The sequence below is a fragment of the Epilithonimonas pallida genome (assembly GCF_900182975.1).
Classification (GTDB): domain Bacteria; phylum Bacteroidota; class Bacteroidia; order Flavobacteriales; family Weeksellaceae; genus Epilithonimonas; species Epilithonimonas pallida.
This window is the reverse complement of record NZ_FXUO01000001.1, coordinates 171,705-186,876: the sequence shown is the minus strand read 5'-3', so window position 1 is coordinate 186,876 and position 15,172 is coordinate 171,705. Positions and strand designations below refer to the sequence as shown.

Here is a 15,172-nt window from a genome sequence, read left to right as displayed (position 1 = left end):
GCTCCACTCCCGCTTTTTTCTTTTTTTACAAAAAAGAAAAAGAGCTCCGTTCAGCCCGGGGGGCGCGCAAAACAGCATTGATTATCAAAAAATCAACATAAAAAACCGAATCCAAGTGATTCGGTTTTTTGATTTATGGAAAAATAGTTTCCTTTAAAAGATAAAGATTCAGGATGATGATAATTGCGCTAATAATCCAAGCCATGATTTTTAACCAAGATTTATTTGCAAACTCTCCCATTTTGGCTTTACTACCTGTAAACATCACCAATGGAACTACAGCAAAACTCAACTGCATTGACAAAATCACCTGACTGAAAACCAACAATTCTGCAGTTCCCTTTTCTCCGTAAAGAATTGAAACAATTAAGGCGGGAATAATGGCAATTAATCTTGTAATCAGTCTTCTGACCCAAGGTTTTAGCCTGATATTCAGAAAACCTTCCATTACGATTTGTCCGGCTAACGTTCCCGTTAATGTAGAATTCTGCCCTGAAGCAAGTAGAGCGATACCAAAGAAAATACTCGCCAAGGTTGTTCCTAAAAGCGGTGTCAAAAGCATATATGCATCATTAATGTCAGCAACGTCCTTATTGCCGGATGTATGGAAAGTCGCAGCAGAAATAATCAGAATTGCAGCATTAATGACAAAAGCCAGCATCAGAGAAAGGCTACTGTCAAGACTTGCAAATTTTAATGCTTCTTTCTTCCCTTCATTGGTTCTTGGATAATTTCGTGTCTGAACAATGCTGCTGTGCAGATAAAGATTGTGAGGCATTACTGTCGCTCCTAAAATCCCAATGGCAATGTAGAGCATTGATGGATTAGTAATAATTTCCTTTTGAGGAATCAAACCTTTCAGCATTGGAAAAACTTCAGGTTTACTTAGAAAAATTTCATAGAAAAAAGCCACAAAAATAATGAAGATTAATCCGCCAACAATACTTTCGATGTATCTGAAACCTCTGGATTGCAGAAACAAAATCAAAAAGACATCAATAATTGTTATCACAACTCCTATACTTAAAGGAATTCCAAATAGAAGATTTAATGCTATTGCTGAGCCTATTACTTCTGCCAGATCACAGGCAGCTATTGCAATCTCACAAAAGATCCAGAGAATAAAATTCACAGCAGGATGAAAATGATCTTTACAAGCCTGGGCCAAATCTCTTTCAGCAACAATTCCCAGCTTAACAGACAAATGCTGCAAAACAATCGCAAAAAGATTCGAAATCAAAATCACAGACAGAAGTGTATATCCGAATTGTGCTCCACCCGCAATATCCGTTGCCCAGTTCCCGGGATCCATATAACCTACAGCAACCAATAATCCGGGCCCAACATAGGCCATAAATTTCTTCCTGAAGCTACCACTCTCAGGAATAGGAATGCTTGAAAAAACCTCATTCAAGGAATTCGCAGTTTTTTCTTTTCGCCAGGCCTTATTTTTTTCTTTCAAAAATCAAAATTGTTAGATTAGACTAACAAAAATAATAATACTTTGCTTAACTCACAAACAGGCAATAAAAAAACTGCCAAATAATTGACAGTTTATATTCAATTGAAATTAGAATTTATTTCAAAAATCTGACTGCGGTTTTTCTGTCAGATTCTCTTTCTTTGTCAGAAGCTTCTGCAGGAACTTTCGCAAACTTAGATCCATAACCTTCTGCTTCTTTGACCTGTGGAGAATTGATTGATGTTTTTACAACATTTGCTCTCTCACCGGATAATTTGAGGTTGGTATTTTCATCTCCTTTTTTATCTGTATAGGCGCCGATTTTAATTTTTGCATCTGGAAATTCAGTTAAAATCATTTTCAGATTCTCCAACTGAACTTTAGATTCTGGTGTTAAAACTGCTTTTCCAAATTCAAAATTAAGATTATCAAAATTGAACCATCTATCTTTCAGTTGTTCATCTGTTGCATTTTTATACTCGTCAGATTTTAGAAAGGTGACAATTTGATCTTCTATTCCACCTTTGTATGCCTGTAAAGTTTTTCCGCTTGGCAATGTTACAACTGTTGTTTCTCTTGTGACGGCAACTGTATCTCCTGCAGCATTTGTCGAGTCTGTAACGACTGTTGTAGAATCAACTGTTGCTGTCGGAACTGTGTCTGCTTTTTTGTTGCACTGCTTCCAGAAAAACCAGCCTAGCAACAGAAGTAGTAACAACGGTAGCAGCCACTTCCAAATACTTCCTCCGGAATCCTGATCAGAAGTAATCTCGTGAGTAGCTCCGCTTCTGTTAACATCAATTTTCGGACTTGCGGCAGCTTCAGCTGTTGGTGTGTTGGGTGGTACATTTACAGTTTCTGTATCATTCCCAAACCAGTTTCCTAATCCTAAAGTACCAAAACTGAATCCAGCTGGTATAAGAGCAGATAAAAATCCTTTTTGACCTGACAATAAGCTTCCAAATGATGACAAATCAAGATTGCTATCGGAGATGTACCTTCCAAGACTGCCTGCAGTTGCGCCTGTAATCAAATTTAATAATGAATTTGTAGAATCATTGCTAATGCCCGCAAAATTTGACACAGAGCTGGTTAACGCAGATAACTTATCGCCATCTCCAAAGATCAGTGATAGAATTCTGGAAATTAAAGAATCATTTTCACCCAGATTACCAAGAAGATTGGATAAAACTCCGGATGAAGCAGCATCTTTCAGTGTACTGAAAAGTTCTGATTGGGCATTGCTGTTTGAAAATCCTCCAATAACCGCTGGTAATAATGCTGAAATTGCTTTTGAAACTCCTGACTCACTTTCTCCAAGTTGAGTTGCAGCCTGAGAAACCGTTTCCGGTCCTAGCTGGCTTTTTACAAGTTCGATTAGATTAATTGACATACTAGTTTATTTTTTGTGTTTGACTTTATAATATTACCAAATATTAATCCACCTTTTTATAGAATTAATAATTTTAATAAAATTTTAACAAGACAAAAACAAAAAATAAATTAATTTTCTAAACAAAAAACCGCCTCTTAGCTGATAACGAGACGGTTTTTTATATTAATATGACTTTGCAAATACAACTCTTTGTTTGGATGGTTTTCCTGATATTAGAGAAATGCCATCTTCCAGTTCATTATTCAAAGGAATACATCTGATAGTCGCTTTTGTCTCTTGTTTGATCTGCTCTTCTTCTTCTTCAGTTCCGTCCCAGTGAGCGAGAATAAATCCCCCTTTTTCCTCCAGAACCTTCTTAAAATCTTCATATGAGTCAACTTTTGTGATATTTTCTTCACGGAAAGTCAATGCTTTGTTATAGATATCCTTTTGGATTGTTTGCAATAATTCTTCGATGTAATTTTCCAAACCTTCAATAGAAACAGATTCTTTGGTTAAATTATCGCGTCTTGCCAACTCAACAGTTTTGTTTTCCAAATCTCTTGGACCCATTGCAATTCTCAGGGGAACACCTTTTAATTCATACTCAGCAAATTTCCAGCCTGGCTTGTTTTGCGTATCATCATCGAATTTAACCGAAATTCCTTTTGCCCTTAGTTTTGCCTGAATTTCCAAAGCTACTTCGCTGATCTGAGCCAATTGTTCTTCACCTTTGAAAATAGGAACAATCACAACCTGAATCGGTGCCAAGGTTGGTGGTAAAACCAGACCAAGATCATCGGAATGCGTCATAATCAAAGCTCCCATTAATCTGGTTGATGTTCCCCAAGATGTTCCCCAAGCGTGTTCAATCTTTCCTTCTCTTGTAGTGAATTTGACATCAAATGCCTTTCCGAAATTTTGACCAAGGAAATGTGAAGTTCCAGCCTGCAAAGCTTTGCCGTCCTGCATCATAGCTTCGATACAATAAGTCTCGTCAGCTCCAGCAAATCTTTCAGAAGGCGATTTGATCCCTCTGATAACCGGAATGGCCATAAAATCTTCTGCAAACTTCGCGTAGACTTCCAGCATTTTTTCAGTCTCTTCAACTGCTTCATCTTTTGTAGCGTGAGCCGTGTGACCTTCCTGCCAAAGAAATTCAGCAGTTCTTAGGAATAATCTGGTTCTCATTTCCCATCTTACAACATTAGCCCACTGATTAATCAGAATCGGCAAATCCCGATAAGATTGAATCCAGTTTTTATACGTATTCCATATAATTGCTTCAGAAGTTGGACGAACAATCAATTCTTCTTCCAGTTTAGCTTCCGGATCAACAATTAGTTTTCCGGGATTATTAGGGTCATTTTTTAATCTGTAATGGGTAACAACAGCACATTCTTTGGCAAAACCTTCTGCATTTTTTTCTTCAGCTTCAAACAGACTTTTGGGAACAAAAAGAGGAAAGTAAGCGTTCTGATGTCCGGTTTCTTTGAATTTTTTGTCCATCTCGTCACGCATTTTTTCCCAAATAGCATAACCATAGGGTTTGATAACCATACATCCTCTAACGCCTGAATTTTCTGCTAAATCTGCTTTAACAACCAATTCATTATACCATTTGCTATAATCTTCTGCTCTTGATGTTAACTTTGCCATAAATTTTTTGATATAGTTTTTTAACTTTTTTTAAACTTTTTAATCTAAATAAAAAGCCTAATTTTACACGTATTTTATTAAATTTAAATGGTATAAAATTTGGTTTCTTTTAAGAAATGCAAATATATGAAACTTAATACTTCTTATAAAATGAAAAATATCAACAATACAAGCCTTTTAAATCTAATCAAATCAAAAGGTTTGATTCTGATTTCCAGCAGCTTTCTTTTAACTTCCTGTGTAATTTATACCGGAGGCTATTCAGAAACTGATGGTGTATATTATGATCCTAACAAGGATTCTTTACCTGCAGGATCATATTCCGGTAATTATGGTAATCAAGTTGATGATTATTACAACTACCAGGACACCTATCCAAGTATCTATGACAACAACCAACAAAACATACAAGATCAGCAGAACAAGTATACAAAACCGCTAGCAAATGATTCTGACTGGGGAACTTTTACCGGAACTGAAACCAATTATACAAGTTTTAACAATTGGGGTTGGGGTGGTTATGGTGGCTGGGGTTATCCTTACTATGGTTGGGGATGGAACAGCGGCTTCAATTCTTTTGGTTGGGGACTAGGATTTGGCTGGGGATGGGGTAACTCATTTTATTCACCTTGGGGTTGGGGAGGATTCTACGATCCTTTCTGGAACTCCGGATGGGAATGGGGAGGTTATTACTATCCATATTATGGGGGTTATCATCATCCAATCTATTATAACAGATCAGGTTATAATGGAAGACTGTCGGGTATGATACCACAAAATAGAACCAATGGCTTCCGGGGTATTAATAGTACTGCAGGCTTGAGAAATTCTATCCGGATGTCTGATAATAGCAATTCCGGTATCAGAAATAACGGTGTGAGAAATGCCGGAAATGGCACCAGAAGTTATCCTTACTACCCTAACAATGGTGGAATTAGACAAAATTATCCTAACAACGGAGGTGTTAGAAATAATGGAGGAATTAGAACTCAACCAAACTTTCCCAATAATGGTGGCATCAGAAATAATGGAGGTATAAGAACTCAGCCAAATGGTGGTTTTAGAAATGATAGTTATAATGCACCAACAAGATCGGGCGGAAATTCTGGAGGATTTAATTCCGGAGGCGGCTTCCGAGGTGGTTCATCCGGTGGTGGTGGCGGAATGCGTTCTGGTGGCGGTGGCAGAAGATAAATTTCATTAACTAATAATAAAAACATTTAACGATAAAATGCTTAAAAAAACTTTATTACTGATTAGTATTCCTGTTTCATTTTTCTATCTAAAAGCTCAGGATGTATCGGTAATTACAAATACAATTGATGTATATTCCGGAAACCAGATTAATGGAACTTCAAAATATAATTCTATGGCAGGATCAATGGGAGCGCTTGGAGGAGATATTTCTTCCGCAAGCGTAAACCCTGCCGGGATCGGAGTTTTTATAACCAGTGATGTTAATCTTACCTTAGGTATTAATAGTAACCAAAATACTTCAACACTTGCAGGGAAACCTGTTAGTTACAAAACCAATAATACGGATCTTAATAACTCAGGAGGTGTTTTGTCTGTAAACCTTGGAGATACTTCAAAATGGAAATTCATCAATCTTGGAATCAATTACAATACCAGATCTATTGACAATTATGTAGAATCTGCGGGTAATCAGAACATACAAATTTCTAGTAATCCAACTGTAGCAACACCTGCCAAATATTCTTATTTGGGACATGTCTATAACAGAACAGGAGACATCTCAAAAACGAGTTTTACTGTTGCGGCTAATTATGATAATCGTTTTTATTTTGGAGCAGGGCTTAATTTTCATAACTCCTATTTGAGTCAGGATGATTTTGCTAATTTTCAAAATAATACAACGAATACGATTTCATCCTTTGATAAGCAATACACCAATTTTACAGAAAGAGCAGACGGATTTTCTGCCAACATTGGAGTCATTGCTAAATTAAATAATCAATTCAGGTTAGGAGCTGCAATAGAAACTCCTACCTGGTGGAATATGGATAGGGTTTTTAATCAATATTATAAGGAAGACAGTTATTATGATGTTTTTACTGAAGACAGAAAATTGTCAACACCTATGAAAGCAACGATTAGTGCTGCCTTTGTTCCAAGTAAAAATTTTGCTTTGAATGTCGATTTTATTCAAGGAATTACAAAACCAAAATATAAAGAATATGGTGGTGCAGAACAGGAATTAAATGATTTCTTCAGTGATTCTTATAAAAACTCCTCAGAAGTAAGAGTTGGAGCAGAATACAGAATTGCCGCTTTCAGATTAAGAGGAGGTTATGCTTACCAAGGAAATAGTTTTGATAATATCTCTATATCCAATTACAATGATAATGGTTCAACATCTAATCAGTCTTATTCTAATCTTTTTATTGGAAAAAGAAATGTAATTGGCGCTGGTATTGGTTATGATTTTCAGGCATTTTATATCGATGCTTCTTATCAAAACATCTCATCAACTTACTCAAGTCCGTTTTTATATGGTGTTGATACCGGAAATAATACAACTTCCGGTTATTATTCTGATCCGGCAGCCATAGAACTTTTAAGCAGTTCTTCCGCAGTTTCCAAAGTCAAAAATAAGAGAGATAATTTCTCTATTACACTTGGCTGGAAATTCTAAAAAGAGAAATATATAAATAAAAGATCCTGCAAAAATTTTTGCAGGATTTTTATTTCTGGTTAATCTCTTCTGCTTCTTCCATCAGTTTCAAATAGGTAATATATCTGGTTTCTTCTATTTCTCCAGTTTCCAAACCATGAATGACTGCGCATTTAGGTTCATTGATGTGGAGGCAATTATGATATTTGCATTCTCTTCCTGTCTGAAAAATCTCCGGAAAATAATGCTGTATTTCTTCTTTCTCAACATCAATCATTGCAAATTCCCGAACGCCCGGTGTATCAATTACCGAGCCTCCAAAATCCCAAAAATGCATCTGGGCAAATGTTGTCGTATGTTTTCCTTTCAGATGCGTGTCAGAAATCTCTCCTGTTCTGAGATCCAAACTCGGTTGTAATGCATTAACCAAAGTAGATTTCCCACAACCTGAATGTCCAAAAAATACTGAAGTCCTATTCTTGATTTTTTCTTCCAGAATATCAAGATTCAGTTTAGAGTAAGAAGAAATTTCTAAAGTTTCATAACCAATGTTTTGATATATTGCTTCGATGTTTCCTACAATTTCTATTTCTTCTTCAGAAAGAACATCCATTTTGTTGAATAAAATCAATGGAGCGATGTTGTAAGCTTCACAACAGGCCAGGAAACGATCCAGAAAACCTAAAGATGTCTCTGGAAACTTCAAAGTATAAATAAAACAAGCAATATCAATATTAGATGCAATAATATGGGCTTCCTTGGAAAGGTTAACTGATTTTCTGATGAGATAATTTTTCCGTGGAAAAATTTTGGTAATCCAGGCAACATCATCTTGCTCAAGGGAAAATTCTACCTCGTCTCCTACCGCTAATGGATTGGTAAGACGCGTTTTGATTAATTTGAATTTGCCGCGGATTCTGGCTTCATAAATTTGTCTTGTTTCCGATTCCAAAACCTGGTACCAGCTTCCGGTTGACTTAATGATGATTCCTTTCAAACAGTAGAATTTTGTATTTAGCAAATTTAGAAATTTAAAATTAGTCTCAATAAAAAAAGAAGCTAATAATTTAGCTTCTTTTAGTTTCTGTAATTAAATGGAAAATCTTATTACCTATCAATCATAATATTATTTTGTACTTCAATACTTTCTTCATGAATTGCTTTGAAAACTTTCTCAATAAACTCTTGTGACATACCTGTTTCGAATGCTTTCTGAGTTGCGTATTCCGTAATTACCTTCCAACGTTCCGGCTGGAAAATAGCAATATTATTTTCTTTTTTCAGTTTTCCGATTTTCTCAGATACTTTCATTCTTTGAGACAGCAATTCTATCAGCTGGAAATCCATATCACTAATTAATGTTCTGTGTTTTCCCATCTCGTCTTCGTATCCTGAGATGTCCGAATTACGAATCTGAAGATTGTTGATCATCTCTGCCAAAACTTCCGGCGTGATTTGCTGAGAAGCATCGCTCCAAGCATTGTCCGGATCACAATGGCTTTCTATAATTGCACCCTGATAACCCACATTGAAAGCCTCCTGCGCAACACCTGCCAAACCGGTTCTGTTTCCACAAATATGAGAAGGATCTATAAACAAAGGAATGTTAGGGAATTGATTTTTAAAATCCAAAGCAATTTGCCAGTTCGGGATATTTCTGTACTTGGTTTTTTGGTAAGTTGAAAACCCTCTGTGGATGGCACCGATATTTTCTACACCCTGACCTAAAAGTCTCTCCAAAGCGCCAATCCAAAGTGCCAGATCGGGATTTACAGGATTTTTAACCAAAACCGGTTTATCTGTCCCTCTCAAAGCCTGTGCAATCTCTTGAACTGTAAATGGATTAACCGTAGAACGCGCACCGATCCAAAGAATATCTACATCGGCTTCCAATGCTGCAAAAACATGATGCGCATTAGCAACTTCTGTTGCTGTTTTGAATCCGAATTCTTCCTTAACTTTTTTGAGCCAGTTAAGACCGATTACCCCTACTCCTTCAAAACCGTTTGGTTTTGTTCTAGGTTTCCAGATTCCTGCCCGGAATGCAGAAATTTCTGCGTTTGTTTCTTTTAATCTTCTTGCTGTTTCCAACATTTGAGCTTCACTTTCTGCGCTGCAAGGTCCTGCAATGATCATTGGGTTTGAAAATTCCTTAACCCAGTCATTTTTCAATTCGTTTAAGTTCATTTATTTTTAATGTTATATATTTAATATTAGTGCAACAGTTTATCTGTTATAAATCCTGATTTATAATTCTTTTTCAAAAAATACCGTTAAAAATTTTTAATTATGTTCGGAATTTGAAATTATTCCGTGAGTTTTTTGAGAAAGAAATTCAGCTAGCTAAACCAATAAAATCGGTAATAGTTTCTGAAATTTCCGTAATAAAATCCAAAAAAGCTAAATAATCCACCCCAAGTGAAGGCGGATTTTGTCGTTTCAAAATATGGAAATTGGTTTAATTCCATTTCATAAATCCTTAGTTAAAGAACTTTAGCTTGTTTTTGATTAATATTTTTTCTTCTTGTGTTGAAGAAATCCTGAACAAATATATAAATTAATATCAAACTAAACTTAATTCTTAGGCAAAAAATAAAAGCAGAATCATCTGCTTTTATAAATTTAATTCAACATTTGAATTCTGAGAATCTTAATTTGTGCTTTTATGTATAAGAAAATAATTTGGTGTCAATTAGAGATTTTATAGATATAAAGACTAACTTTTGCACTATTCAAAAGCGTTATATCAATTGGAAGTAATCCGGAAACATTGACAGCAAATGTAATCGTGTCTCCTGCTGCAAGCTGCACCAATGATGTCAATGAAGTAGAAGTTACAGGCACCGAAGCTAAGGTAACACCCAAAATAGAAACTCTGACACCATCAAAAATTTTTTCATCCCAAATAGTGCTCCCGTTCTTTATAATTCCTAATCTCTTACTGCCTAAGGCTTCCAAGTTCACTCCGGCAGGAAATTGAAATTCATAACTAATAGTATAAATTCCCGCTTGTGGAGCCGTATAGACCCCTGTGTTAAAAAGTGCAGGATTTCCGACTTTGGTGTCACTGGCACCTGTCAAATTAATTTTTGACCAAAAAGTTCCCAATCCAAGATCTAAAAGTGACCAGGAACCAGATTTTGATGCATAATAAGCACTGGCATTAGCAACAACCAATAAGTCTGAACTGATTTCTTTTATTTCAAAATCTCCTGTTGTGGAAGTTTTATCCCTTAACAAAATAGTTTGATTGCTATTGACAGAAGTTACAGAAGTTACATTACGTATTTTTAAATTTCCGTTGATATCAAGAGTCGATTTGGGATCTGATGTATTAATCCCTACTTGTGCTTGTAAAATATTCGTTAATACAAAAAAAACGAATAATAAGAAGTTTTTTTCCATGAATTTCGTATTAAAATATTATTTATTAAAAAGCCAAAAAATGATAAACATCCAAAGCCTCTTATTAATTCCTACTGGAAATGTAATTCTAACACTCCAAGAACTCCTTTCTTCTAGATATCGCTTACATAATTCTTTTGTAGGTTTTCATAGTTATTAGTTTTTATTTTCACCATTGATGTCCGTTTTTTGGTGGTGGATCACCTTCAACCAATTGGTTTTCGGGATTAGAAGTATTTACCTGGATGCTGTCTGTGCTTCTCTTAATAATTGATGGCTCTGTATTTTCAGTTTGATTTGGTATCAAATCTTCGTCTTGCGATCTGCAAGAATTCGTAATAATTAAAATTGATACTGCTAAGATTGTTGAGATAAACTTATTCATTGTTAATAATTTTAAAGGTTATCCCGGCCGGTTTATTTTAGAATTCTTTACCAAATCTATTGACAATCGTTAGCTCCTAAAAACAATAATGGTGCTTATTTGTAAATAAGCACACATCAATAAATATGTTTATTAATCTTTAAACTGTTGATTTATATGTAAATATTATTCGCAAAGAGTTTAATTTATTTTTAATAATTATAAATTAATAATACTTTTAATTTAGCACAAATTTTGGTTAAATTTGAGTATAAAACTTAACCATTATTTTAAGAAGTATGAAAAAAATCTATTTCATAACTGCAATTCTGTTTTTTAATCTCTACTTTTCTCAGCACAAGAAGTATAGTGATTATTATAATATCAAAAAGAATTATGAGAATTATCCTGAAAATGATTCAAGAGCTTTTGTTTTTCTAGATCAGTACATAAAACTGGCAAAACAAAAAAAAGATTACGATAGGCTTGCGCAGGGATATGAAGATGCTGTATTTTATTCCGCTTCTTCTGTGGATAAATTAAAATATGCTGACAGCACTGTTTATGCAGCATTGCTTTCAAAAAACAATGATATTATCAGTGATGCTTATCTTGGAAAAGGAATTATTTATTATTTCAATTACAAAAAATATAAACCTGCTCTTGATGAGTATTTGAAAGCATATGAATATTCTGAAAATTCTACTAATGACTATTTGAAAAATGAAATCCTGTATCATCTTGGAGTAGTAAAATGTTATCTCGGATATTATGATTCTGCTTTGGCTCATTTTCAGAAGGCCAATGATTATTTCTATCAAAAGCTGCAGGAAAAAGCGCATCCCAATATTATTTTTAACAACAAAAAAGGCTATTACAATAGCTTACACAGGATAATTGTTTGTTATAGAAATCTCAAGAGTTACAATGCAGCTGATTCTTTGATTACCAAAGGTCTTGCTCAAACACAAAACAATCCTGACTTCCAGCAGGAATACGGCTATTTTTTGAAAGAAAAAGGAATTGAACAGCTCAGAAAAAATGATGTTAAAAATGCTCTTAACTCACTGCAAAAATCAATAAAACCAATTAATCACATTAATGATTTTGCATGGTCAACAGTTAACTATTTTTATATTGGGAAATCATATTTAGCTTTAGAAAACTCTCATGAGGCCATTCAGTATTTCCAAAAAGTAGATTCTGTTTTTCAGGAACACAATTTCATTTTACCGGAACTGAGAGAAAATTATGAGCAGCTGATACATTATTATAAAGATCAAAAGGATAACTCCAAAGAACTTTATTACACCAAGCAACTATTGAAAGCCGACAGAATAATTTCTAAAGACTTTGCCTACTTATCTTCCACAATCCACAAAGATTACGATACAAGGACTTTGCAGGAGGAAAAAGAAAGGCTGGAAAGAACAACATCCTGGGGAAAATGGATTATCATTGGTCTTATATTTTTAGCTTTACTTTTGGTTGCAATAATTGCAGAAAAACTGAGAAATGAAAAGAACATCAAAATCAATTACAAAATTCTTGAGGACAAAATCCTGAATAATCTTTACACACCTTCCCATGAGAAATTTGATTCAAAGCCAAATGAAGATGAAAAATGCAACTTAAACGAAGAACTTGTTGGACAGATACTGTCAAAATTAAAATCTTTTGAAGACAAATGCGGATTTATAGAAAATGGACTAACAATCAACAAATTAGCTCACAAACTACACACCAACTCCAATTATCTTTCGCAGATTATCAATGAGTATAAAGGTGTCAACTTTAACAGATACCTCAGCGAATTAAGAATCCGTTATATTACAAACAAATTGTATAATGACAAGATCTATCTCACATACAAAATAGAAACTTTGGCAGAAAAATGCGGTATTGCTTCCAGGACAAACTTTTCAAACCTTTTCCGAGAAATTAACGGAATGCGTCCCACGGATTTTATAAAGAAAAGGCAGAAGGATATAAAAACCGGATGTCAAAATTTTCCGGTTTTTGGAACCGTCTAATTGGTTATGTCAAATCAAATTTCATCAGATCATCCAAATCTTTCAAAACGGGATTAATTTCTACAAATCTTTCAAAAATTTTGCGTTTGGTTATTACCTCTTTTTTGATAGTTAAGTCCGTTTGATAATCGATTTCGATTTTGAAATTATTGACTTTGTGTTTAAAATGATTAAAAAATTCAATGCTTAATCTGTCAAATTCAGCTTTTGCTGTTTCCGAAGAATACTTTACAGTAATCTGGTGTTCATCAAATTTTTCTAACTTGAAACTATTGATAGCGTTGTAGACAAATGTATTGGTCTTTGCAAGATTTTTAAGAAATAAATCCCATTCCTTGTCCAGATCTGTTTGCGTAAAATGATTGGAAGGAAGATTTTCATCTTTGACATCGGCAAATTTGTCTGTCTCTACTTCTTCTTTTTTCTCTAAAGCAGCTTTTATACTGAATTTTGAACCCGAATTGATTTTCGCAATTGGTTCAGATGCTTTTTGGATGATTTTTTTCGGTTCTTCAAAAACAGATTTTACAGGCTCAGGTTTGGATTCAATCTGAGTTTTAGCTTCTACAGGAACCCGTCTATTATCGGAAATCAAATTAGCTTCAAGAAGCGGCGCTAATATCAGGAACTTTTTTTTTTAGCTTCCAAACCTGCTGTCAGACTTGACAATTGCATCAGTGCAATCTCAACAGTCAGTCTCGGGTTTTTGGAATTTTTGTAATTGATATCGGCAAAATTGCAGATTTCGATCCCGTCTATCAGTTGTTGAGCTGACCATTTTTGGGATTGTTCAGCAAACTTAGCTTTTGTTTTCTCACCAACTTCAATGATGTTGAGTGTTTTTGGATTTTGCGCCATCATCAGATCACGGAAATGATTGCCTAATCCTGCAACAAAAATATGCGGATCAAAACCTTTTTTAACAATCTCATCAAAAGCTGTCAACACACTCGGGATATCATTCTCTTTTGCCAGGTCAACAATCCTAAGGTATTGATCATAATCCAGGATATTGAGAACTTCTGCAGCTTTCTCAAGCGTAATATTTTTCTGAGAAAATGTACTTAGTCTGTCAAAAATGGACAAAGCATCTCTCAAAGCACCATCCGCTTTCTGAGCGATAAGGTAAAGTGCATCATCTTCATAAGTGATATTTTCTTTTTCCGCAATTTTTCTAAGATGATCCTGGATATCTTCAATTGTGATTCTTTTGAAATCATAGATTTGACATCTTGAAAGAATCGTTGGAATAATCTTGTGTTTCTCAGTCGTTGCAAGAATAAAGATTGCATGTGCAGGCGGTTCTTCCAAAGTTTTCAGAAACGCATTGAAAGCAGCCTGAGACAACATGTGAACCTCATCGATGATATAAACTTTGTATTTTCCAACCTGAGGTGCAAATCTTACCTGGTCAATCAGTTCACGAATGTCGTCAACAGAGTTATTGGAAGCCGCATCTAACTCATAAATATTAAATGCAAATCCTTCATCATCTGCAGCGCCGGATTTTTCATTGATTTTTCTGGCTAAGATTCTGGCACAGGTTGTTTTACCGACGCCTCTTGGTCCACAAAAAAGCAATGCCTGAGCCAACTGACTTTCATCTATGGCGTGTTCTAAAGTATCGGTAACGTGAGATTGTCCAACAACAGTATCAAACTCTTGCGGACGGTACTTGCGTGCGGATACGATAAAATTTTCCATTGCTCAAAAGTAAGGATTAATTGTGAATTTTGGAAATGGTTTTTACTTAATTATTTCTTTTTTGAACGCAAAGATTTTATTAATTATAGAAAATATTTTAAAGTTTGCAAAGGCGTAAAACTTAGCAAAGAATGTAAAAATTATTCATCTTCATCTAAAAAATCAAGTTCGTCATCAGTCTGAATATAATCAGAAGAAATTCCCGGCGGATTGAACAAACCCCAGCTATCGACAATATAATGTTTTGGATTGAAACCAGAAATCCAATCGATGAATAAAAGTCTGAATTCTTCAACTAAGTTTCTCACTAAATTATAGTATTTAGAATCAGAAAAACCAAAATGCTCCAAAGTGTTTCCTCCAACAAAAATATCTCTCGCCACTTTTCTAATAATTGTAGCATTCTCCATTTTAATATCATAAAGCTTCACTGCTTCAGCACTACAAATTTTAGCTTGAATCGTCATTATATCGCCAATTAAATTACATTTGATACTTTGTAAATATTCAATCTGGAAATAAATCTGTTATAGTT

At 34.7% G+C, this 15,172-nt stretch carries 13 protein-coding genes; 3 read left to right on the top strand and 10 right to left on the bottom strand.

Features of this window, described 5'->3' with window-relative positions; translation table 11 throughout:
- Positions 1-133: 133 nt before the first annotated feature.
- The 3 genes from QOL71_RS00780 to proS form a co-directional block, all read right to left on the bottom strand.
- Positions 134-1,462: an Nramp family divalent metal transporter gene (locus QOL71_RS00780; protein ID WP_283415110.1), complete on the bottom strand. Its 1,329-nt coding sequence runs from the start codon at positions 1,460-1,462 to the stop codon at positions 134-136.
- 115 nt (positions 1,463-1,577) lie between these two features.
- A complete protein-coding gene (locus QOL71_RS00775; protein WP_283415109.1) occupies positions 1,578-2,855 on the bottom strand; it encodes an OmpA family protein in 1,278 nt (425 codons plus the stop codon).
- Between the two features lie 165 nt (positions 2,856-3,020).
- Positions 3,021-4,496 carry a proline--tRNA ligase gene (gene proS / locus QOL71_RS00770; RefSeq protein ID WP_283415108.1) on the bottom strand — a complete coding sequence of 492 codons (1,476 nt, stop codon included), beginning with the start codon at positions 4,494-4,496 and terminating at the stop codon, positions 3,021-3,023.
- Positions 4,497-4,622: 126 nt separating this feature from the next.
- Between proS and QOL71_RS00765 the strand changes: the two genes are divergently transcribed.
- Both QOL71_RS00765 and QOL71_RS00760 read left to right on the top strand, forming a co-directional pair.
- A complete protein-coding gene (locus tag QOL71_RS00765) occupies positions 4,623-5,690 on the top strand; it encodes a prolyl-tRNA synthetase (protein ID WP_283415107.1) in 1,068 nt (355 codons plus the stop codon).
- Positions 5,691-5,727: 37 nt separating this feature from the next.
- Positions 5,728-7,152 carry an OmpP1/FadL family transporter gene (locus QOL71_RS00760; RefSeq protein ID WP_283415106.1) on the top strand — a complete coding sequence of 475 codons (1,425 nt, stop codon included), beginning with the start codon at positions 5,728-5,730 and terminating at the stop codon, positions 7,150-7,152.
- A gap of 49 nt (positions 7,153-7,201) precedes the next feature.
- Here QOL71_RS00760 and rsgA read toward each other — a convergent pair whose 3' ends face one another.
- The 4 genes from rsgA to QOL71_RS00740 all read right to left on the bottom strand — a co-directional run bounded on the left by rsgA (position 7,202) and on the right by QOL71_RS00740 (position 10,921).
- A complete protein-coding gene (gene rsgA / locus QOL71_RS00755; RefSeq protein ID WP_283415105.1) occupies positions 7,202-8,128 on the bottom strand; it encodes a ribosome small subunit-dependent GTPase A in 927 nt (308 codons plus the stop codon).
- A 110-nt stretch (positions 8,129-8,238) separates the two neighbouring features.
- Positions 8,239-9,318 carry a chorismate mutase gene (locus QOL71_RS00750; protein ID WP_283415104.1) on the bottom strand — a complete coding sequence of 360 codons (1,080 nt, stop codon included), beginning with the start codon at positions 9,316-9,318 and terminating at the stop codon, positions 8,239-8,241.
- A 501-nt stretch (positions 9,319-9,819) separates the two neighbouring features.
- Positions 9,820-10,536: a hypothetical protein gene (locus tag QOL71_RS00745; RefSeq protein ID WP_283415103.1), complete on the bottom strand. Its 717-nt coding sequence runs from the start codon at positions 10,534-10,536 to the stop codon at positions 9,820-9,822.
- 169 nt (positions 10,537-10,705) lie between these two features.
- Positions 10,706-10,921, bottom strand: coding sequence for a hypothetical protein (locus tag QOL71_RS00740; RefSeq protein ID WP_283415102.1), 216 nt, complete (start codon positions 10,919-10,921; stop codon positions 10,706-10,708).
- Between the two features lie 278 nt (positions 10,922-11,199).
- Between QOL71_RS00740 and QOL71_RS00735 the strand changes: the two genes are divergently transcribed.
- Positions 11,200-12,933 (top strand): helix-turn-helix domain-containing protein, encoded by a 1,734-nt coding sequence (locus QOL71_RS00735; protein WP_283415101.1) that lies wholly within the window; start codon positions 11,200-11,202, stop codon positions 12,931-12,933.
- A 4-nt stretch (positions 12,934-12,937) separates the two neighbouring features.
- Here the strand turns inward: QOL71_RS00735 and QOL71_RS00730 are convergent, their stop codons facing one another.
- The 3 genes from QOL71_RS00730 to QOL71_RS00720 all read right to left on the bottom strand — a co-directional run bounded on the left by QOL71_RS00730 (position 12,938) and on the right by QOL71_RS00720 (position 15,104).
- Positions 12,938-13,528: a hypothetical protein gene (locus tag QOL71_RS00730; protein ID WP_283415100.1), complete on the bottom strand. Its 591-nt coding sequence runs from the start codon at positions 13,526-13,528 to the stop codon at positions 12,938-12,940.
- 26 nt (positions 13,529-13,554) lie between these two features.
- Entirely contained in the window at positions 13,555-14,637 is a 1,083-nt protein-coding gene (dnaX, locus tag QOL71_RS00725; RefSeq protein ID WP_283415099.1) for a DNA polymerase III subunit gamma/tau, read from the bottom strand.
- Positions 14,638-14,777: 140 nt separating this feature from the next.
- Positions 14,778-15,104: a hypothetical protein gene (locus tag QOL71_RS00720; RefSeq protein ID WP_283415098.1), complete on the bottom strand. Its 327-nt coding sequence runs from the start codon at positions 15,102-15,104 to the stop codon at positions 14,778-14,780.
- Between the last annotated feature and the right edge of the window lie 68 nt (positions 15,105-15,172).

What these genes read in the sequence shown, in the direction of transcription:
- QOL71_RS00760 (WP_283415106.1), top strand. Translation starts at nt 5,728, where the DNA reads ATGCTTAAAAAAACTTTATTACTGATTAGTATTCCTGTTTCATTTTTC.
- QOL71_RS00750 (WP_283415104.1), bottom strand. Translation starts at nt 9,318, where the DNA reads ATGAACTTAAACGAATTGAAAAATGACTGGGTTAAGGAATTTTCAAAC.
- proS (WP_283415108.1), bottom strand. Translation starts at nt 4,496, where the DNA reads ATGGCAAAGTTAACATCAAGAGCAGAAGATTATAGCAAATGGTATAAT.
- QOL71_RS00735 (WP_283415101.1), top strand. Translation starts at nt 11,200, where the DNA reads ATGAAAAAAATCTATTTCATAACTGCAATTCTGTTTTTTAATCTCTAC.
- QOL71_RS00765 (WP_283415107.1), top strand. Translation starts at nt 4,623, where the DNA reads ATGAAACTTAATACTTCTTATAAAATGAAAAATATCAACAATACAAGC.
- QOL71_RS00745 (WP_283415103.1), bottom strand. Translation starts at nt 10,536, where the DNA reads ATGGAAAAAAACTTCTTATTATTCGTTTTTTTTGTATTAACGAATATT.
- QOL71_RS00775 (WP_283415109.1), bottom strand. Translation starts at nt 2,855, where the DNA reads ATGTCAATTAATCTAATCGAACTTGTAAAAAGCCAGCTAGGACCGGAA.
- dnaX (WP_283415099.1), bottom strand. Translation starts at nt 14,637, where the DNA reads ATGGAAAATTTTATCGTATCCGCACGCAAGTACCGTCCGCAAGAGTTT.
- QOL71_RS00720 (WP_283415098.1), bottom strand. Translation starts at nt 15,104, where the DNA reads ATGACGATTCAAGCTAAAATTTGTAGTGCTGAAGCAGTGAAGCTTTAT.
- QOL71_RS00740 (WP_283415102.1), bottom strand. Translation starts at nt 10,921, where the DNA reads ATGAATAAGTTTATCTCAACAATCTTAGCAGTATCAATTTTAATTATT.